Annotated in this window: 20 protein-coding genes; 16 read left to right on the forward strand and 4 right to left on the reverse strand. The window is 48.5% G+C overall.

Features of this window, described 5'->3' with window-relative positions:
* The first annotated feature begins 189 nt into the window (after positions 1–189).
* The 9 genes from FC34_RS07675 to FC34_RS07715 all read left to right on the forward strand — a co-directional run bounded on the left by FC34_RS07675 (position 190) and on the right by FC34_RS07715 (position 10,519).
* A complete protein-coding gene (locus tag FC34_RS07675) occupies positions 190–1,650 on the forward strand; it encodes a PTS transporter subunit EIIC (protein ID WP_057894837.1) in 1,461 nt (486 codons plus the stop codon).
* 9 nt (positions 1,651–1,659) lie between these two features.
* Positions 1,660–2,715 (forward strand): MupG family TIM beta-alpha barrel fold protein, encoded by a 1,056-nt coding sequence (locus FC34_RS07680; protein WP_057894838.1) that lies wholly within the window; start codon positions 1,660–1,662, stop codon positions 2,713–2,715.
* 2 nt (positions 2,716–2,717) lie between these two features.
* On the forward strand, positions 2,718–3,611 hold the full coding sequence (murQ, locus tag FC34_RS07685) for an N-acetylmuramic acid 6-phosphate etherase (RefSeq protein ID WP_057894839.1): 894 nt from the start codon (positions 2,718–2,720) through the stop codon (positions 3,609–3,611).
* A gap of 13 nt (positions 3,612–3,624) precedes the next feature.
* On the forward strand, positions 3,625–4,482 hold the full coding sequence (locus FC34_RS07690) for a MurR/RpiR family transcriptional regulator (protein WP_057894840.1): 858 nt from the start codon (positions 3,625–3,627) through the stop codon (positions 4,480–4,482).
* An 11-nt stretch (positions 4,483–4,493) separates the two neighbouring features.
* On the forward strand, positions 4,494–4,988 hold the full coding sequence (locus FC34_RS07695; RefSeq protein ID WP_057894841.1) for a PTS sugar transporter subunit IIA: 495 nt from the start codon (positions 4,494–4,496) through the stop codon (positions 4,986–4,988).
* A 304-nt stretch (positions 4,989–5,292) separates the two neighbouring features.
* The gene (locus FC34_RS07700; RefSeq protein WP_083479297.1) at positions 5,293–6,132 is read left to right on the forward strand and encodes a metallophosphoesterase family protein; all 840 of its coding nucleotides are present in this window, start codon (positions 5,293–5,295) and stop codon (positions 6,130–6,132) included.
* A 16-nt stretch (positions 6,133–6,148) separates the two neighbouring features.
* Positions 6,149–6,982, forward strand: coding sequence for a metallophosphoesterase family protein (locus FC34_RS07705; protein WP_057894842.1), 834 nt, complete (start codon positions 6,149–6,151; stop codon positions 6,980–6,982).
* Between the two features lie 258 nt (positions 6,983–7,240).
* Positions 7,241–9,124, forward strand: coding sequence for an endonuclease MutS2 (locus FC34_RS07710; protein ID WP_057894843.1), 1,884 nt, complete (start codon positions 7,241–7,243; stop codon positions 9,122–9,124).
* 168 nt (positions 9,125–9,292) lie between these two features.
* Positions 9,293–10,519, forward strand: a complete 1,227-nt coding sequence (locus FC34_RS07715; protein ID WP_057894844.1) for an MFS transporter — start codon at positions 9,293–9,295, stop codon at positions 10,517–10,519.
* 71 nt (positions 10,520–10,590) lie between these two features.
* Here the strand turns inward: FC34_RS07715 and FC34_RS07720 are convergent, their stop codons facing one another.
* Positions 10,591–11,268, reverse strand: coding sequence for a MarR family winged helix-turn-helix transcriptional regulator (locus tag FC34_RS07720; protein ID WP_057894845.1), 678 nt, complete (start codon positions 11,266–11,268; stop codon positions 10,591–10,593).
* 170 nt (positions 11,269–11,438) lie between these two features.
* Between FC34_RS07720 and FC34_RS07725 the strand changes: the two genes are divergently transcribed.
* The 5 genes from FC34_RS07725 (at position 11,439) to FC34_RS07745 (ending at position 15,949) form a co-directional block, all read left to right on the forward strand.
* Positions 11,439–11,684, forward strand: a complete 246-nt coding sequence (locus tag FC34_RS07725) for a hypothetical protein (protein WP_057894846.1) — start codon at positions 11,439–11,441, stop codon at positions 11,682–11,684.
* Between the two features lie 137 nt (positions 11,685–11,821).
* The gene (locus FC34_RS07730) at positions 11,822–12,052 is read left to right on the forward strand and encodes a CsbD family protein (protein WP_057894847.1); all 231 of its coding nucleotides are present in this window, start codon (positions 11,822–11,824) and stop codon (positions 12,050–12,052) included.
* Positions 12,053–12,172: 120 nt separating this feature from the next.
* The gene (locus FC34_RS07735) at positions 12,173–13,288 is read left to right on the forward strand and encodes a lactate oxidase (RefSeq protein WP_057894848.1); all 1,116 of its coding nucleotides are present in this window, start codon (positions 12,173–12,175) and stop codon (positions 13,286–13,288) included.
* Positions 13,289–13,483: 195 nt separating this feature from the next.
* Entirely contained in the window at positions 13,484–14,788 is a 1,305-nt protein-coding gene (locus tag FC34_RS07740; RefSeq protein ID WP_420805045.1) for a GntP family permease, read from the forward strand.
* An 18-nt stretch (positions 14,789–14,806) separates the two neighbouring features.
* The gene (locus tag FC34_RS07745) at positions 14,807–15,949 is read left to right on the forward strand and encodes a glycerate kinase family protein (RefSeq protein ID WP_057894850.1); all 1,143 of its coding nucleotides are present in this window, start codon (positions 14,807–14,809) and stop codon (positions 15,947–15,949) included.
* 206 nt (positions 15,950–16,155) lie between these two features.
* Here the strand turns inward: FC34_RS07745 and FC34_RS07750 are convergent, their stop codons facing one another.
* Together FC34_RS07750 and FC34_RS07755 are read right to left on the reverse strand one after the other, a co-directional pair.
* Positions 16,156–16,440 (reverse strand): hypothetical protein, encoded by a 285-nt coding sequence (locus FC34_RS07750; RefSeq protein ID WP_057894851.1) that lies wholly within the window; start codon positions 16,438–16,440, stop codon positions 16,156–16,158.
* 30 nt (positions 16,441–16,470) lie between these two features.
* Complete coding sequence (locus FC34_RS07755; protein WP_057894852.1) at positions 16,471–17,571, reverse strand: low temperature requirement protein A; 1,101 nt, start codon at positions 17,569–17,571, stop codon at positions 16,471–16,473.
* A 134-nt stretch (positions 17,572–17,705) separates the two neighbouring features.
* Here FC34_RS07755 and FC34_RS07760 point away from each other — a divergent pair, with 134 nt between their 5' ends.
* Positions 17,706–18,659, forward strand: a complete 954-nt coding sequence (locus FC34_RS07760) for a DMT family transporter (protein ID WP_057894853.1) — start codon at positions 17,706–17,708, stop codon at positions 18,657–18,659.
* A gap of 192 nt (positions 18,660–18,851) precedes the next feature.
* On the opposite strand, the gene FC34_RS09705 is transcribed toward FC34_RS07760, so the two are convergent.
* On the reverse strand, positions 18,852–19,001 hold the full coding sequence (locus FC34_RS09705; RefSeq protein WP_157052275.1) for a hypothetical protein: 150 nt from the start codon (positions 18,999–19,001) through the stop codon (positions 18,852–18,854).
* A 162-nt stretch (positions 19,002–19,163) separates the two neighbouring features.
* On the opposite strand from FC34_RS09705, the gene FC34_RS07765 reads away from it, so the two are divergent.
* Positions 19,164–19,844, forward strand: a complete 681-nt coding sequence (locus FC34_RS07765) for a 2,3-bisphosphoglycerate-dependent phosphoglycerate mutase (protein WP_057894854.1) — start codon at positions 19,164–19,166, stop codon at positions 19,842–19,844.
* The last annotated feature ends 76 nt before the right edge of the window (positions 19,845–19,920 follow it).

Here is a 19,920-nt window from a genome sequence, read left to right on the forward strand (position 1 = left end):
ATGAGCGACCAAAGAAATAAAGTTTCTTATTTTATATTTTTTAAAACATTTACTTGAAACTTTACTTCACAGGACGTATACTTTCTTTGTAAGCGATACCAATTGGAGGGATTAGATGGAAGATCACTCAAGTATCACGGGAATTGTGTTAACAATACGTCGGATTTCGATGAATAAGGAGACGAGATTATGAACAGCGAAGAAATGGCCAAAAAAATTCTGGAAAATGTTGGTGGTAAAGATAACATTGCCTCCAACGTGTCCTGCATGACCCGGTTACGTCTCGGGGTGAAGGATAAGGATAAGGTCAATGCTGATGCACTCAAGGATATTGACGGGGTACTGGCAGTGGTGGATGCTGACACGCTGCAGGTTGTTTTGGGCCCAGGGAAAGTGAATAAAGTCGCTGAACCTTTTGCAGAGATGACTGGCGTGCCATTAGGATCTGGCGAAGAAGACGAGAGTGAAGTTGCCCAAGATACCTCGATGAGTCAATCGACTGATGTGAAGTCAATTGCCAAAGAGAACAAGTCGGCCAATAAGGCCAAGCACGACAAGCCACTTCAACGTGGTTTACAGCACATCGCCAATGTCTTCATTCCCTTATTACCAGGGATTATTGCCGCTGGGTTAATTAATGGTTTGACCAACGTGATTGATTTCCAAACCCATCAAGCCTTCATGACGGATTGGTGGTACATGACCATCAAGACGTTAGGCTGGGGACTGTTTACGTTCTTACCAATCTTTGTTGGGATGAACGCCGCCCGGGAATTCAAGGGTAGCGCCATCCTTGGTGGGATTGGGGGCACGCTCTGTTTAGGGGCTATTGTGCCGGGCTTTCCGCTTGCGGCTAAAGGCGTCATGATGCCTTTGACCAATGCGCCTTATGTCGTTGGGGTTGGTGGGTTGATGACCGCCCTATTCATGGGAATTTTCTTCGCCTGGCTGGAACGCAATATTCGCCGGTTCATGCCAAGCATCTTGGATACGTTCTTCACGCCATTATTGACGGTCATTATCGGTGCCTTGATTGCGGTGGTCTTCTTACAACCTGCAGGGGCATGGTTAACCAATGGCATCTATCTAGTTATGGACTTCATTTACACGCAACTAAGTGTCTTTGGTGGCTTCCTCTTGTCATCGACATTCTTGGGATTGGTTTCAGTCGGCTTGCACCAAGCCTTGACGCCAATCCATGTGTTACTCAATGATCCAAATGGCCCAACAAAAGGGATTAACTACTTGTTACCAATCTTAATGATGGCCGGTGGTGGCCAAGTTGGGGCCGGCTTAGCCTTATACTTCAAGTCAGCCAACAAGCGCTTTAAGAAAATGGTCATGAGCTCCATCCCCGTTGCCATTCTTGGGGTCGGTGAACCACTGATGTATGCCGTAACCTTACCGTTAGGCCGCTCATTTATTACCGCATGTATCGGTGCCGGTTTTGGTGGGATCGCCGCTTCCTTATTCCATCTTGGCGCTGTTTCTCAGGGTGTGTCTGGATTATTCGGCCTGCTGATTATGCAACCAGGGCAACAATTCACTTATTTGCTGGCACTCTTAGTGGCTTATATCGGCGGCTTCGTGATGACTTGGTTCTTTGGGGTTGATGAATCACGGATCGATGAAGTTTATCCAGAAAAGTAGGGTGTGCGCATGCTAGGATTTTCAATGTATTTACATGATGAGATTGATGCTTCACAAGAACAGATATTGAAAACGTATGCGACTGCTGGATTCAAAGGGGTGTTCACCTCAGTTAACTTGCCAGAGGATGACCCAAGTCTTCTCTTGGCCCATCTTCAACAACTGGGTCAGCTCTGTGCGCAATATGGCTTAGCGTTAACCGTTGATGTGTCGGCTGCAGCGTTGACACGCCTAGGCTTACAATTGGCCGACTTGTCGGCGTTTCAACAACGGCATGTGACCACATTACGGATGGATGATGGCATCAACATGTCGGACATCGCCGCACTGACACAGACTTTCCATATCGCGTTGAATGCTAGCACGATTACGGTGGCCGACATTCAAGCGCTGACGGCGAATCACGCGAACTTTGACCATCTTGAAGCCTGGCATAACTATTATCCGCGGGAAAATACTGGTTTAGACCGCGATTGGTTTAAGCAAAAGAATCACTGGCTCGTGGATCATGGTTTCACCGTCATGGCGTTTGTGGCCGGGGATGGCGAACGCCGGGGCCCAGTCTTTGTCGGACTGCCGACCTTGGAAGCCCATCGCTATCTCCATCCGTTGGCGGCAATGCTTGATATGCAGCAATTGGATGTGACCCATGTTTTCATTGGGGACCCAACGTTGAGTTCGACAACTATGGAACAGCTCACGCAGTACACGCAAGCGGGCGTCGTCGTCCTGCATGCCCAGATGCAGCATTGGCCGGATTATTTTGACCGGGTGTTGCACCAACGGGCTGATGTGGCCCGGGATGTGATTCGCTTGGCAGAAGGCCGGCGCTTGCTTGAAGGTCATGTCTTACCCGAGGCGACAACGCCACGGCCAATTGGTGCGATTACGCTCGATAATGAACGCGCCGCTCGTTACGAAGGTGAATTAGAAATTGTTAAACGCGAACTACCCGCGGATCCGACGGTGAATGTCATTGGCCAAGTGGTGGCCAGTGATTGTGATTTATTACCATTTTGTTCGGCCAATCAAGCAATTAAAATTATGGCCACGAAAGGAGTTTAACCATGGATATTACGAAATTAACGACAGAAGCTCAAAACGCGGCCACGATGAATTTGGACCAGATGACGCCATTAGAAATTGTGACCACGATGAATGCTGAAGATAAAAAAGTGCCACTTGCCGTCGAACAACAACTCCCACAGATTGCAGAAGCAGTGAGTTTAATTACCGCGGCCTTCAAACAAGGCGGGCGCCTCTTTTATATCGGAGCTGGAACTAGCGGCCGTTTGGGCGTGCTGGATGCTGCCGAATGTGTGCCGACGTTTGGCATTGATCCCGAAATGGTGCAAGGCCTTATTGCCGGCGGGCAACAAGCCATGACCACCGCGGTTGAAGGGGCTGAAGATAGTTTAAGCTTGGCACAATCGGATCTTGAAGCCCGGCATCTCAATGCCAAGGACATTGTCGTCGGGATTGCGGCCAGTGGCCGAACACCCTATGTCATTGGTGGATTGCAATTTGCTCAAAAGAACGGCGTCAAAACGGTGGCACTTTCTTGTAACGCTAACGCTGAAATTAGTGCTTTTGGGGATGTGGCGATTGAAGTGGTTCCAGGACCGGAAATTCTGTCTGGTTCAACCCGTTTAAAGTCTGGGACGGCCCAGAAAATGGTCTTAAACATGTTATCGACAGCGTCCATGGTGGGCATTGGCAAGACGTACGGCAATCTGATGGTGGATGTTCGTCCAACCAATGAGAAGCTCGTTCAACGGGCTAAAAATATCATCATGCAAATTACACACGTCGACGAAGCGACTGCTGGCCAGGCACTGAATGCGGCAGATCAATCGGTTAAACTTGCGATTGTGATGTTGATGACGGATGATGACATTGCACAAGCTGCCCAACGTTTAGAGGCAGCCAGCGGATTCGTTCGCGGCGCAATCGAGAAATAGGATGTGAGTGACCATGGCTAATACAATTTTGCTAACGATTCATGAGAAACTGCCAGAAATGAGCCAGACTGAGCAGCAACTGGGAGACTATATTCTCAATCATGCTGAACAGGTGGTCCGCTTTAGTATTGCTGAATTGGCACAAGAAAGTGGCGTCAGCCAAGCGACCATTGTCCGGTTCGCCAAGCATCTTTCACTTGACGGTTTTAAGACGCTGAAAGTGGAACTGGCTGGTATTAATAACGACGAAACGCCACTTTATGAAGAAGTGGCGCCAACCGACACACTCGACGTGATCAAGCAAAAATTAGCCTTGCGCACGCAGCATAGTATCGAAACCACTAATCAACAATTGGAAGATGAAACGCTCGACCAGGCAGTAAACCTGTTGCAAAAAGCCAAAGTAATTCATGTGTATGGCCTTGGCGCCTCAGACTTAGTTGCGCAAGATGTGACCCAGAAGTTCTCCCGGGTGGGCAAGGTGACCATCAATTCGCAAGACACCCATCAAATGGCCGTGAATTTATTATTACCAGACCGCCCGCAAGTAATGGTATTAATCTCAAACTCTGGTCAAACTGTCGAAACGGTTAAATTAGGCCAACTGGCCGTCCAACAACAGATTCCGGTCATTGCCCTCACGACTAATCCGAAAAGCAGTTTAGGCCAATTAGCCTCACTTGTGTTGCTGACGGATGGCACCGAATCACATTCGAAGGTACGGTCGGCAGCGACAACTTCGCTGTTAAGTCAGTTATATGTCATTGACCTGATTTACTATCGGTATTTACAACAAGACTACACGGCCAACGTTTCAAACTTAACTGCGTCGTCAGAACTAGTTGGTAAGTTCTTTCGCCAGTCGAAATAGGAGGTATTAGCATGTTTAATTTCTTTAAGAAGCACGAAAAAGTCGATTGGACCCCCAAGACATTCTTGGCCCCAGCTGATGGAGAAGTTGTGGCCTTAGCCAATGTTTCAGATCCAGTTTTCTCACAAAAAGCGATGGGCGATGGGTTTGGCCTCACGCCGAGCGCTGATGAAATCTATAGCCCTGTGTCAGGCACAGTCACCATGGTCGCCGACACGAAGCATGGGATTGGCATTACCACCGAGGACGGTGAGGAAGTGTTGGTGCATATGGGGATTGATACGGTTGAACTGAAAGGTGCACCGTTTACGGTTAAAGTAGCCGCTGGCGATCACATCGATGCGGGTGCTGAACTCGCAGTGATGGATCGTCAGGTAGTGAGCGCCGCCGGCAAGGACACCACAATTATTGTGGTCGTCACCAATTCCTTGGATAAAGGCTGGTCAGTTGATTTAACGGCTAGCGGGACTGTCGAGCACAATGCCGTTGTCGCAACATTGAAATAAAATAAAAAAGCTGAGATTGCCCATAACCCTGGCAATCTCAGCTTTTTTGTATAGAAAAAACCCTGCGAATCGATTTCGCAGGGCTTCTCTTAATGGCATCAGCTACTTAGCTGCACGCTCCGTGGCTGATGCCTTAAGATTACTATCGGTAGTCAAAAGGCATCACCCCCTTTCATAATATGTGACTAGAATACCCCCATTCAGACCAAATGTCAAACATGTGTTTGCACCTTGATTTGGCGGGCTTTTCAGGTGTACCACTCACCATTTAGGGCGTATACTGGTGAAAATTTGAGGGGATGAGATGATGGCTGACCGAATTGCAATTTTGGCAGATGTGCATGGTAACATCACGGCGCTTGACGCGGTTTTGCGCGACGCCGCAGTTAACAAAGCGTCGCAATATTGGTTTCTGGGTGATCTGTTTCTGCCCGGACCGGGCCGGAGTGAACTGCTTGCGATGTTGCGGGCCGTGCACCCTACAGTGTGGCTACGGGGCAATTGGGAGCGGACGATTTTTGATTTGGTTGCTGGTCACATCGATGTCACGAATCCAGTTGACATTTATCAGGCTCGATTGAGTGAATACCTCTTGGAAGATCTGACCACTGAAGACTATGCCTGGTTGCAGCAACTGCCGATTAGCACCATGGTTAGCGTGGGCCACTTAACCATCGGCGTGTCTCATAGTCAACCATTTCGGGATGACGGTCGCGATTTATTTCCGCCAGAAGCTCAAGCCAATTTTGAACAGCTCTTCATCACCCCGAGCCAAGATATAGCTGTCTATGCCCACACACATACGCAGCTCGAACGCGTGAGCCAAGCTGGCCAATTGATTTTGAACCCTGGGTCGGTGGGCCAGCCTTTCAGTAACTGGCCGCGCTTCTTCAAGGACCATCGTGCCAATTACTTACTGCTTGATGTGAATGACGCTGATGAAGTCACGGTGAATTTTCGCAAAGTGGCTTATGATGAAGCGGCCGAAATCCAATTGGCCAAAGCAATGGGGGAACCCTATGCCGATTTATATGCGCAAATTCGCAAAACGGGCATTCCCGTCAACCACAGTCCGGAAATTTTGGCGCCGATTAATCAACGTGAAGGGTATACTGAAGACGTGACAAAATTTTTCGATTTGTAGCGAAGGTGACTAACAAGTGAAACAAAAAATTGCCATTCTGGCAGATATTCACGGTAACATGGGCGCCACGGAGGCGGTGTTGGCGGACGCGAAAGCCCAACAGGCGACGGATTATTGGTTTATCGGCGACCTCTTTTTGCCGGGGCCTGGCCGCAGTGACCTGCTGGCCCTGTTACGCAGCGTCAAACCGAGTTTGTGGTTGCGTGGGAACTGGGAACGGGTTATTTATACCGTCGCGGCAGGTCGATTCAATCCGCAGGCCCCTGATCACGTCTATTTTGCGCGGCTGACGCAGTTTTTGCTCGAAGATTTATCCAGTGCGGATTTTGCTTGGATGAAGGCCTTACCGATTGCGGCGACTACGACGGTCAACGGCGTCAAAATCGGCCTATCGCACAATCAGCCATTTCGGGATGAGGGCCGTGATTTGTATCCTGCAGAAGCAGAAGCCAATTTCGACCAGCTGTTTGCCCCTGACCAAGATATTGCCATTTACGGCCATACCCATCAACAGGTGATGCGTGTCAGTGACGCCGGACAGTTAGTGATTAATCCTGGGGCCACGGGTCAGCCGTACAGTCCCTGGCAACACTTCTTTGATGATCAACGGGCCCATTATGCGTTGTTAGAAATTGACGACGCCGGCAGGGTCCAGGTCGACTTCCGCAAGGTTGAGTATGACATCGAAGCTGAAATTGCGCAGGCGAAGGCAATTAAGGTGCCGTATTTTGATCTCTATGCCCACCTGCGCCGGACAGGCAAAACCAGCACGCATGACAATCCCGCCTTGCAAGCGATTAGTGACCGTGAAGGCTATGTCGCCGATGTGCGGAAATTCTTCCAGGTGTAAGCCTAGACAGACACTTTGCGACCATGTTATCCTGAAATCAGTAAATAACTGGACAAAATTTAAGGAGCCCTTTATGAGTGTGGTAGGTATCTAATTCAGTAACTGAAGCGTCGAATGAACCGAGATGGTTTATTTGGCGTCCACTGAGTGATACCCGTCATAAAGCCGTTTCTGGTCAAGCCGATGGGGAACTGTCGGCTTTTTGTGTACGCCCAGTTATTTACGGGCGGGTATTGCGCTTCGAAAGGAAGAGCAATCATGCAAAACGATACCCTACAAAAACTCCAATTCAACGAAATTAAGGCTCAAGTCAAAGCACGCGCGATTGGCCATTATAGTCAAGACCGTCTCGATGCGCTGCAACCACAAACAGATTTGGCCACGGTCGAAACCTGGCAACAAGAAACGCTGGAAGCCCGGAGGTTACTCGATGCCAACCAGCACGTGCCATTTTTAGGCCTGAACGACATTGATCGCTTGTTGGCCCAATTGCAAAAGGGCCTGATCCTGAGTCCCATTGATCTAATACGCTTCGCTGACTTCTTGCGCAGCAGTCGCCTATTGCGCCAATTCTTTGAGACCAATATGGGCATGGCACCATTGCTGAACCAATATGCGTCAGGTTTGCCTGATTTTTCTGAGATTGAAAATGCGATTTACAGTCAGATTCAGCATCAGCAAGTGGCCGACAGTGCATCGCGTCAACTCCGCAAACTTCGGCGCCAGTTGCAAGACATCGACACAGAGATTCAAGATAAGTTACAACGCTTCATCCGCCATGCCGATAATCAACGCTACTTGCAAGAACCGATTATCGTCAAAAAGTCTGATCATTATACAGTGCCCATTCAAGCAACGTATAAGAATAAGATTGAAGGTAATATTGTCGAATCTTCAAATAAAGGCACAACGGTCTATGTTGAGCCCAATGCGGTAGCCAAGTTAAATGCCAAGTATGCCATGGTCAATGCCGAGGCCGTGGCGGAAGAATATCAGGTCTTGGCTGAACTCACTGGTCGTATTGCCGAGGCAGCCGCCACGATTGACCTGGTCGTCGAGACAATCACAGCACTGGACATAATTATGGCGCGCGCTAAGTATAGCCGCGAAATCGACGGCCAGACACCGCAAGTCAACAAGGCTGAACGAATTATCATTCATCACGGCCGCCATCCCTTGTTACCAAAGGATGCTGTCCCCCTGGATCTGCGCCTCGGCACCGATTATCGCGGCCTGGTGATCACTGGCCCAAATGCTGGTGGCAAGACTGTCACCTTAAAGACGGTGGGCTTATTGACGTTGATGACCATGTTTGGTCTGCAAATTCCTGCCGAAGCCGGCACCGATATCGCGGTCATGGACCATATTTTTGTCGATATGGGTGACCAACAAGATCTCGGTAACGCGCTGAGTACTTTTTCTGGGCATATGCACAATGTGGCTGGCATTCTCAGTCAGGCAGGGCGCAATACACTCGTCCTCTTGGATGAAATCGGCAGCGGCACTGAGCCGAACGAAGGGGCGGCCTTAGCCATTGCGATTATGGAAACACTCTACAGTCAAGGGGCGCTCATCATGGCGACAACCCATTATGGTGAGATTAAACGTTTCGCCGAAGCCCATGCAGACTTCATTCCGGCCGCAATGGCCTTTGATCAAGAGACCTTGATGCCGAAATACCAGCTGAAGTTGGGCGTCACGGGTGACAGCCAAGCGTTATGGATTGCCCGCAAAATGAAGATGTCCACTCAATTATTGCGCCGAGCGGAAAAGTATTTGCACACCAAAGACTATCAAGTCACTAAGCAGGATTTTCCTGGGCCAAAGGCTACACCTGTGCAAAATACGCCGCAGTTTGTCCAAGGTGATCGGGTCTGGTTATCCGGTCTGCAACAAGAAGGCTTGGTCTACCAAGATGATGGTGACGAGCTGGATGTCTTCGTCAATCATCACCATCTAAAGCAACCGCGGCGTCGGGTGCAATTATTGACGCCTGCTAGTGAACTGTATCCAGAAGGTTACGAACTGGCGCGCTTGTTTGTCGATTACGACAGTTACAAACAACAACGCGATTTGAATCGTGGGTCCAAAGCCGCCCAACGGCAATTACGCAAAGCCGCAGCTGCGCGAAAAACTGAATAACGCATAAGGCCGTTCTTACCCAATAAGTAGGAACGGCTTTTCTGCTGGCGTGGCGCGCTTTTGGGGCTTGTTCAATGCGTTATTTTAGTGCATAATGTTTAACAATGTGCTTAGGCACGGTATCAAAATAACGACCGACAGTGAGCGGTCATTTTGGAGGAACAGGATATGGAATTAACTGAATCAAAACACCAAGGTTTGAGCGGGGAGCAGAAGAAGGTCATCGTCTCGACTGGGGCCGGATTCTCCTTACAAAACATGGATATCATGTTCCTCTCATTTTCGTTAACACCAATTATTGCCCAATTACATATTTCTAGCGGTGCGGCCGGCCTGATTAGTTCGATTACCAACTTAGGGATGCTGGTCGGTGGCGTGATTTTTGGGATTCTAGGTGATCGATACGGGCGGGTTAAAACCTTCTCCCATACGGTCATTATTTTCGCGATTGCCACGGCGTTGATGTATTTTGCCAATGACATTACCACAATTTATGTATTGCGGTTCCTGGCCGGGATTGGCGCGGGGGGCGAGTATGGTGTTGGGATTACCTTGATTGCTGAAAGCTTCCGTCAAGATCAAATTGGTAAAATGACATCAATTGCAGCCATCGGAGGGCAGACGGGGGCAATCTTTGCGGCCATCGCGGCAGCGTTGATTATTCCGCATTTTGGCTGGCATGCTTTGTTCTTACTGGGCGTTTTGCCGGTTATTCTCACTTTCTTCATTCGGCGCAATATTAGCGAAACTGATGAATTCCTGGAGGCTAAGCAGCATCAAGACCCAGCGCATAAGGTCTCGATTGCACGGCTGTTTGAAACGCCAGCTATTACTCGCCAAACGCTGGGTCTCCTAGTGATGACCATTGTGCAAATCGCTGGCTATTTCGGGCTAATGAACTGGTTACCAGTCATTGTCCAGCGACAGCAAGGGTTATCAGTCGCCGGCTCATCAATTTGGATGATCGCAACGATTATCGGAATGAGTTTGGGAATGCTGACGTTTGGCAGCATTCTGGACCGCTTCGGGCCTCGGCGGGCGTTTGCGATTTTCTTGGTTATTTCTGCTGTAGTTGTTTTCGCGTTAACGCTGGCGCATAGTACCTGGACGCTCGCGTTGATGGGTGCAGTGGTTGGCTTCTTTTCTAACGGGATGTTCGGTGGCTATGGCGTCGTCATTAGCCGTTTGTATCCAACGGAAATTCGGTCCACAGCTAATAACGTCATCATGAACCTTGGTCAAGCCATTGGCGGCTTCTCATCGGTGATGATTGGCGTGTTGATGGATCGTTTCGGGTTAGCGGTGACAATGGGCAGCTTATCAGCCTTATACATCGTCAGCCTGATCGTTATGCTCAGTTTACCTGGTATTAAGCAGTTGAGCGCTGAACGCTAAGTTTAACGCACAAAAATAGGTCTGTGAGCCCGCCAATTGGCAGGAACACAGACCTATTTATTATCGGTTAATTAGTGGAAATCGGGATGGTTAAACCGGGGACCATCTGGGAAACCGTGATGGCCACGGCCGCCACGAGGGCCGCCAAAGCCGCGAGGGCCACCGAAACCACCAAAGCCACCGCGGGGGCCGCCATGATGATGGCCTTCACCGTTGCCAGGGGCACCGAACAGTTCACGGAATTGATGACGTAAGTCGCGGGCCTTCTCAAAGTGGGCTTGAAGGGCAGCGTTGTCACCAGATTCGATGGCGTCATCATTAATGCTTGCCAGGAGCTTCGTCAACAAGTCGCTGAGTTGGGCTTGTTCTTCTGGAGTCAGTGCTGCAAACATCGTGTCAGATAATTCATTGCGAACGTCCTTAGCCTCGGTGATAAGCTTGCGACCATCATCAGTTAATGAAATAACAGAAGCGCGCTTGTCTTCGGCAGAGTCTTCGCGAGTGATTAATTTAGCATCTTCGAGTTTTTTAACGAGCATTGAGACAGAACTTGGACGAATGTCAAGGGCTTCAGCGATATCGGCGTTGGTCACGCCATCGTTGTCAGCAAGGAACCGCAGTAAGCGGATAGGTCCGCGACCGTGGCGGCCATTGCCGTTATGCCCACTCCGTAAGGCTGCATTCATGAAGTATTCTTGTTGGAACAATTGACCAAAGGTGTTGAGTAAAGCTTGGGTATCATTTGTCATGCAAATGCCTCCGAATATAGTTAGTTTAGTTAGGTTCTACCTAACGAAAATAAGTATACTTCGTTAGTTAGTTTTTGTCAACACTAACTAACTAATAAAAACAGCGAATTTGATTTTCTCTAGAAACGCGACTAGACTGGTATTAGTGACAATTAAAAGGAGGACCTTATATGGCAGTTATCGTTAATGTTGGCGATTCAGTGACCGTTAAGAAGGGTACAGATGTGCCATTGAGTTTTAAAGGCACGATTGAGAAGCTCTATGTTAATTCTGCATTACTGACGATTGATGACTTTGATCAAGCCGACGCCACATTGGTCGACGATCTTAAGAACAAGACAGTTGTGAACTATAAAAGCATGAAAAAAGGCGGCAAGGCCGTTGAACCACCAGCAATTGAAGACCCAAAGCGGTAATCTTTGCTTACAATCCTCCACCTTGTCCATTCTGACGCGGTGGAGGATTTTTTTGTGAGCGTTAAACGTGCAATTGAACCGGTCAACCTCGTATGCTTAGGTTAGTAACAAATACAAACCTATAGGAGGATTCGCTCATGGCAGATTTTGACGCAATGAAGGACAAAGTAGTTGGCAAGGTGAAGGAAACGACTGGTAAGATTACCAACAACGAGGAACTCGAAGCCAAAGGTAAAGCCGAACAGCTGAAGGGTGAAGCCAAAGAGAAGGTCGATCAAGCCAAGAAAAACGTTGAAAAAAGCGGCGAGAATGTCAAAGAAAAAGCCGCTGAAACCTTTAATAATACCGTCGACGACTTAAAGAAATAACCATGAGCTAGCCGCCAAATGCGGCTAGCTTTTTTATTTGCAAGAAATTGGCCAAAAATAGTTTACTTACTTTTTATAAGTGATATACTCGATTCATAGATGTTTAAGGAGGCACTACTCATGACAGTTGTAAATGGATATGAACAAAGCGATAACGAAAAGAAATTAGACATTCTCAATCTTCCTGCATTGGAAGATGAAGCTAAGAAGATCATCCCAACCGGTGGTTACGGCTACATTTTTGGTGGTTCAGAAGATGATTGGACGTTAAAGCAGAACACTTTGGCTTTTGAACACGCCCAAATCGTGCCCAAGGCACTTTCTGATATCGAAAAGCCAGATTTGTCAACGAATGTCTTCGGCATCGATTTGAAGACACCTGTCATGATGGCCCCAACTGCTGCCCAAGGATTGGCTCACGCCCAAGGTGAAGATGATACCGCTCGTGGTGTGGCTGCCGTTGGTGGGTTAATGGCCCAAAGTACTTACAGTTCGACTTCCATTGCTGATACGGCTGCGGCTGGTAACGGCGCACCTCAATTCTTCCAACTTTATATGAGTAAGGATTGGAGCTTCAATGAATCATTGTTAGACGAAGCCAAGAAGGCTGGCGTTAAGGCAATCATTTTGACTGTTGATGCGACTGTCGACGGCTATCGTGAACAAGATATTATTAACAACTTCCAATTCCCAATTCCTATGGCCAACTTGACCAAGTTCTCCGAAGGCGACGGGAAGGGCAAAGGGATTGCTGACATTTACGCTTCCGCTGCCCAAAAGATTGGCCCTGATGACGTTCGCCGGATTGCAGAATATACTGATTTACCAGTCATCGTTAAGGGTGTTCAATCTCCTGAAGATGCCATGCGTGCCATTGGTGCTGGTGCGGCCGGGATTTATGTGTCTAACCACGGTGGCCGGCAATTAAACGGTGGTCCAGCATCATTTGATGTTTTGGAAAGCATCGCTAAGGCGGTCAACCATCAAGTACCAATCATCTTTGACTCAGGCGTTCGCCGTGGGAGCCACGTCTTCAAGGCTTTGGCTGCTGGTGCTGACTTAGTTGCCTTTGGTCGGCCAGTGATTTATGGCTTGGCATTAGGTGGGGCTCAAGGTGTCCAAAGTGTCTTTGAACACATCGATCACGAGCTCGAAATTATTATGCAATTGGCCGGCACAAAGACGATTGAAGACGTTAAGCACGCGCCATTGCTTCACATCCACTACAATGACTAATTAAACGATGAACAATTAATTGTTTTCAAGGTCGGCGCGACGCTATCTTGTCGTGTCGGCCTTTTTTTGTGCTTACAGGCGAAAATATCGGTCCGAAGTCCTGATATTGTGAATATTGTCATTAATATGATTCTGACCTACAATAGAACTTATTCGGAATTTTTGATAACGGAGGTTATGCATGTGGGAAGCTTAGTGTTGAGCTGGTGGGCGGCGTTAATTGGCCTGGCAGTCGCAATTGTGTTGATTTTGAGAAAGCTCAATCCGGTTTATTCCTTGTTACTGGGCGCTGTCATTGGTTGCTTGGTTGGGGGCGCCAACGTGGTCCAGACCATCAACGTGTTGATTACGGGTTCGCAAAGTGTCATGGGGACAGTGTTGCGGGTTCTGGCTGCAGGGATGCTGGCTGGGGTGATGATGGAGTCAGGGTCAGCAGATACGCTGGCTCGGGCCATCGTGTCGCGGCTCGGTGACCGGTTTGCATTGTTCGCGCTAGCGTTGGCGACGATGATTATTACGGCTGTTGGGGTCTTCATTCCGGTTGCGGTCCTGATTGTCGCGCCCATCGCGCTTGAGGTCGGCAAACGGATGAACTTCTCCAAACTCTCGTTGTTAGTGGCATTGTCAGGTGGTGGTAAAGCAGGAAATATTATTTCACCTAACCCCAACACCATTGCCGCGGCGAAGGGATTCAATGTGCAATTGAGCCAAGTGATGATTGCCGATTTCATTCCGGCCCTCGTCGCACTGGCCATGACAGTTCTGCTGGCAACGTTAATTCGCCATCGGGGCTCTGCTGTCATTGACGCTGACTTGGTCAATCTTACTCGGGCAGCTAATACAGATGCACAACAATTGCCAAGTTTAGGGACGTCCCTAGTGACACCGGTGTTAGCCATTATTTTATTATTATTGAATCCTATTGGGTCGATTTTTCATATTACCGCTTTGACACAAATTAATTTGGATGCCATGTATGTTTTGCCAATTGCTGCGATTGTTGGGGCACTGGCAATGGGCCAAGGTGGTAAGCTACGCGAATTTGCCCAGTCTGGGATTTCGCGGATGACTGATGTCGTCTTGATTTTGATTGGGGCGGGTGCGATTGGGGCCACGATTACCTCATCTGACTTACCCAACCAGATCATTAATCTCATCAAAGCTTCCGGCATGTCCGGCACGTTGTTGGCACCAATTTCTGGGATTCTAATGGCGGCGGCTACCGCGTCAACCTCTACAGGGGTTATTTTGGCGACTGGCTCGTTCTCAAAAGCCATTCTTGGCTTCGGGGTGAATCCCATTGCGGCGGCGGCCATGGTCCATACCGGCGGGATTGTGATTGATCATTTACCTCATGGGAATTACTTCCATGTGACGGCCAACGCGATGCACATGGATATTTCTGAACGCGCACATGCTATTGGCTATGAATCATTAGTCGGCTTGAGTGCGACTGTGACCGCCACTGTTCTGTATGGTTTCTTGCACATCTTTTTCTAGTCCACAAGGAGGATTCTGATGAAATTTGTAATTGCGCCTGATTCTTTTAAGGGCAGCTTGACGGCAAAAGAAGCCGCCGAAAACATTCGTGCTGGCTTGGCTCGGGTCTATCCGGACGCCGACTATGAATTAGTCCCAATGGCTGATGGTGGGGAAGGAACAGTCCAATCCTTGGTTGACGCAACAAGTGGTGAGCTTATCACAGAGACTGTGACCGGACCCTTAGGCCAATCGGTGCAAGCCGCCTATGGCATGCTGGGCGATGGCAAAACCGCGGCGATTGAAATGTCAGCGGCAAGCGGCATTGGCTTTGTGACCAAGAAAACGCGTAATCCACTGGTGACAACCACGTATGGAACGGGCGAGTTAATGATTAAAGCTTTGGACCATGGCGCTAAGAAAATTATTCTTGGCATTGGTGGCTCAGCGACTAACGATGGGGGCGCCGGAATGGCCCAAGCGATTGGCGTCTCACTCAAAGATGCTACTGGGCACGAACTTGGTTATGGCGGGGGTGCCTTAGGTGACTTAGCCACGATCGATATTTCCGGGCTGGATCCGCGATTGAACACCACTGAAATCTTGATTGCGTCAGACGTGACGAACCCACTGGTTGGTGATACTGGGGCCTCTGCGGTTTTTGGCCCGCAAAAAGGGGCCACGAGGGCAATGGTTAAACAACTAGATCAGAATTTGACCCACTATGCGGCTGTCATTAAGGCCACGTTGGGCAAAGATTTGGCGAATTTTCCAGGTGCCGGCGCTGCTGGTGGCTTGGGGGCTGGATTATTGGCCTTTACCCAAGCGAAGATGGAGCGCGGCATCGAGATCGTGATTGCCTATACGAATCTGCAAGAACGGGCGCTGAATGCAGACTATGTATTCACAGGTGAGGGTGGCATTGATTATCAAACCCAATATGGCAAGACCCCATTTGGCGTGGCTAAGGCCACCAAGCAAGTTGCACCCAAGGCCCCAGTGATTGTCGTCGCCGGTAATATTGGTAAAGGCGTCGATAGTTTGTATCAAGAAGATGCCATTGATGCAATTTTCGCCACCCCTGATGGCGCCAAAACCCTGGACCGCGCGATTGCTGATTCGAATCACGACATTAGTGAATTAGCCGAAAACATTGCACGATTGATTAAAGCGAGCCATTAAGCAAAAAGAAAGCTGTGACAAAAGCCGCTTTGAGAATGAGGCTTAACAAGGATTGATGATAAAGCCCGAACTTAGGCTTTTGAATCAATCCCATCACGTGTTAATCGGAATTCTCAGTCTTTTGGAACGCGATTAGTCTAGTTTGTTCAGAAATTCAAAAAGGGGTTGTGACAAAACTTAGTTTTGTCACAACCCCTTTATTCGGTTTAGAGGCCGATTTGGCCCATGGTGTAGATAGCATCGCGGAATTCATCGCGCCGATTTTGCTTTTTGACTTCCTCACTTGGTAGTTCAGTCATGTCAATTCGCACGACCGCGCTGCGGACAATGCTGACCAAGGTGGCATCGTTCATTCGAATAAACAAGTGGTCAGCGTCAAATTTCTCAACGGCGTCTTCCCACACCCGTTCGTTGTTGTGTTCACTCTGAACGTTGCGCTTCACCAAGGACTTGCCGTCGACTGTATGGAAGGTTACATCATAAGTATTCATCATCATTCTCCTTTTGTTATTAGTATACGCCTAGCGGTTCGGATGCAAAACGAATTGCCACAGATACAAATTATTAGCGACCAGGTAGGCGATTAGGCCCAGCAAGAATAGCAGAGGCATCGTGACAGTCGTTAACCCGTAGACAATAAAGAGGCCGTATGAGAAGAGCAGATAGAACAGCCGCTTATGACCGACGTCGATACCAGGCTTGCGATAGGTCGCCAGATAGGCAGAAAGACTAATCACGTACAAGAAGAAGCTGATACCAAAGGCTGGTAGGAACCAAAAGGCATTAAGTTCGCCCTCGAGCCAGAGGCGAATGAAAGTGAAACTGAGTAGATTACCCACTAACATTGGGTAATGCAATTGGATCGCAGCCATCCCGGACGTGCGGCGGTGCCGATCGATGCCACTTTCATAGACTTGAATATAACTGATGAACATTAAGACGATGACGACAAAATAGCCCACGTAATTGACAGTCAGCCCGTGGTGCAGCACATCGGCCACCGCAATCACAGCCTCACCGAAGATTAATAAGGTGAAAAGTGAATAGCGCTCCGTTAAATGGTCAAAATGCGTTGGCACTTGGCGCTGCAATGGGATTAAGAAGATGGGACCAAACGAAGCCGCCAAGGTGGCCACCAGAAAAATGCCAAAGGAGATACGATAATCATCAGGAATGATTGATAGTGCTGAGACAATCCCAGTAGCGAACAAGACAAGCATAAATGGCTTGTTCATTGGCGTGGGATGAGTCCGGTTTGCAATCAGATATTGTAGGCCCACGCTAATCAGTAGAATGCCAGTACTCAGTTGAAAGGCAACTTTGGTGGCGGCAAAATCAATATTGAGGGCTGTCGACAGATAGATGACCAGGAACATATCAATAAATAGAAAGAGGTTATCAACCAGTTTGCCGGTATAGAAGCGATTGGCAAAAACGGTTTGGTAGCTCCAGAGGTTCCAGAAGACCAGGAACATCATTAAGAATTCGAGAAGGTTGAGCCAAGGAATTTGGCCATAGGTTGGCGTCGCGACTGCTTGGGTCATGCGCCCAATGGCATAGGCATAAATTAAATCATAGAAGAGCTCAGGCATGCTGACTGCTTTTTCGGCTTGTTCGGGCATTGACTCAGATCCTTTCGACGTAATTGCTCTAACCATTTTACGGTCAGATTCTTGAAAATGTAAAGCGGTGAGCATGTGGGATTTCAGAAAGTGATATACTTGTTTGTAACTTACAAAGATTGGGATGGAATGTTTTGAAAAGAACGATTGGCTATATCGCCATATCAACCTTTTTATTTAGTTCGATGGAAATTGCTTTGAAGATTGCGGGACCGGTCTTCTCGGCGTTACAAATGAATTTCTTGCGGTTTCTGATTGGGGGCATCGTGCTGCTGCCTATGGCGCTGAAGTTCTTGCGGACCAACAAATTGACAGCTCGGGCTCACTGGTCGCTATTTGCTTTAACCGGCTTCATCTGTGTGGTGGTCAGTATGACGTTCTACCAGATAGCTGTCGAGAACGCCCCCGCAGCCCCCGTTGCGGTGCTGTTCTCCTGTAATCCAGTCTTTGCCTTAATTTTCTCTTACATAATTTTGCACGAATCATTAAGCCGCAGCAGTATCATTTCAGTGGTGGTTTCAGTGATTGGCTTACTCGTCATCGTGAACCCGGCGCACCTGTCTAATCCCTTTGGGTTGATGATGGCGCTGATGTCAGCTGTGCTCTTCGGTCTGTATAGTATTGTGTCTCGGTATGGCTCACAGAAATACGGTTATAACGGGATCACCATGACTACATTTACTTTCTTCGCGGGCGCGATTGAATTGCTGGCCGTGATTGGCCTCAGTCATCTGCCGCTGATTGAGAACTGGTTGGGCAAGGGCGTCTTCGTCGATATCCCAGTTTTCCAAGGGATTAGCTGGAGTACATTACCACTGCTATTGTTCATTGGGATTGGGATTACCGGTGGTGGTTTTGCCTTGTACTTCATGGCGATGGAACGTTCAGATGTTTCAACTGCTTCTCTGGTCTTCTTCATCAAGCCGGGTTTGGCGCCGATTTTAGCTGCGATTATCCTCGGTGAAAATATCCCAGTGACAACAATTATCGGGATTGTCATCATTCTGATTGGCTCCGTGATTACCTTCATGGGTGAGAACTTCATGGAACGAGTCGATGCCATGAATCCTTGGCATCACGAACAATAAAAAAATAGGGTTGAGACAAAACGGCGGTTTTGTCCCAACCCTATTTCTATGTTCAAACGCGTGATCATCGCTGGACGCACCACTTGCTCGGGTGACGGGGATGTCTGTTGAATTGCAACTAACGGTTACAGCGCAGTTTGCCCTGCAGCAGTTAATTGCAATCGTGGGTGGGTCCTTGAGGTCAATCAGCGTTTAGTCAGCTTTATATGTTGTGACTTCTTGATAACTGCTTTGTTGGTTGCCAAGTTGTAAGTAGTGGGTGACTAAGAGATAACTCATGCCAATAATCCCAACCAGTCCAGCAAGGATTGCGCCGGCAACTCGTTTTGTTGATAATCCCATCAGTATCGCCTCTTTCTCTAAGCCAATTTGATTTGATGACCTAAGTTTATGTCAGGCGATCGCCAGCAGCCATAGAACTATCGAACAAAAAAGCGGCCTATGTGACACTTTTGTAAGTTTCAGGCATGGTATACTAAAGACTGATAAGGGAGGACGATTCTTGTGGTACAACTAGTGTTAATTCGACATGGCGAAAGTGAAGCCAACTTTGCCAATACGTATACGGGCTGGTCCGATGTGCCATTGACGGCCAAGGGAGAGCAGCAAGCGCAAGCAGCAGGCGAAGCTGTGGCACAAGCTGGCATTCGTTTCAATCATGTGCACACGTCCGTCCTCAAACGGGCAATCAAAACTGCCTACATCGTGCAGTCAGCTATCGGGCAAGATGATGTGGCGATTACCAAAAGTTGGCGGTTGAATGAACGTCACTATGGGGCCTTGCGCGGGTTGAACAAGGATTTGACCCGTGAGGCTTTTGGAAAGGAACAAGTGGCGCAATGGCGGCGGAGTTTTACCCAAACGCCACCACTACTGCAACGGCCATCCCGTTCAAGACGTTATCACCGTTTCCCAGCCAGCATTATTCCTCGTGGCGAGAGCTTGGCCACAGCGACCAATCGTTTGTTGCCATATTGGACCGATCAGATTGCGCCGGGACTTTTGGCGGGCGAGAATCAGCTGGTTGTGGCCCACGGTTCGACCTTACGAGCCATGGTTAAATTCCTTGAGGCCATCCCAGATACTGAAATTGATCGTGTGGAAATTGGCAACGCGCAACCTTTGTGTTATACCTTGGATATGCAGTTAAATGTTCAAAACAAAGCTTGGTTAACAAAAGAATAAAAACACCACTCTTAGCCGTGACTTCTTGAAGAAGCACGGCATTTTTAGAAGGGTGCGAATGACTAATCGGATAGGT

The organism is Lacticaseibacillus brantae DSM 23927, from assembly GCF_001436115.1.
In the GTDB taxonomy this organism is placed as follows: domain Bacteria; phylum Bacillota; class Bacilli; order Lactobacillales; family Lactobacillaceae; genus Lacticaseibacillus; species Lacticaseibacillus brantae.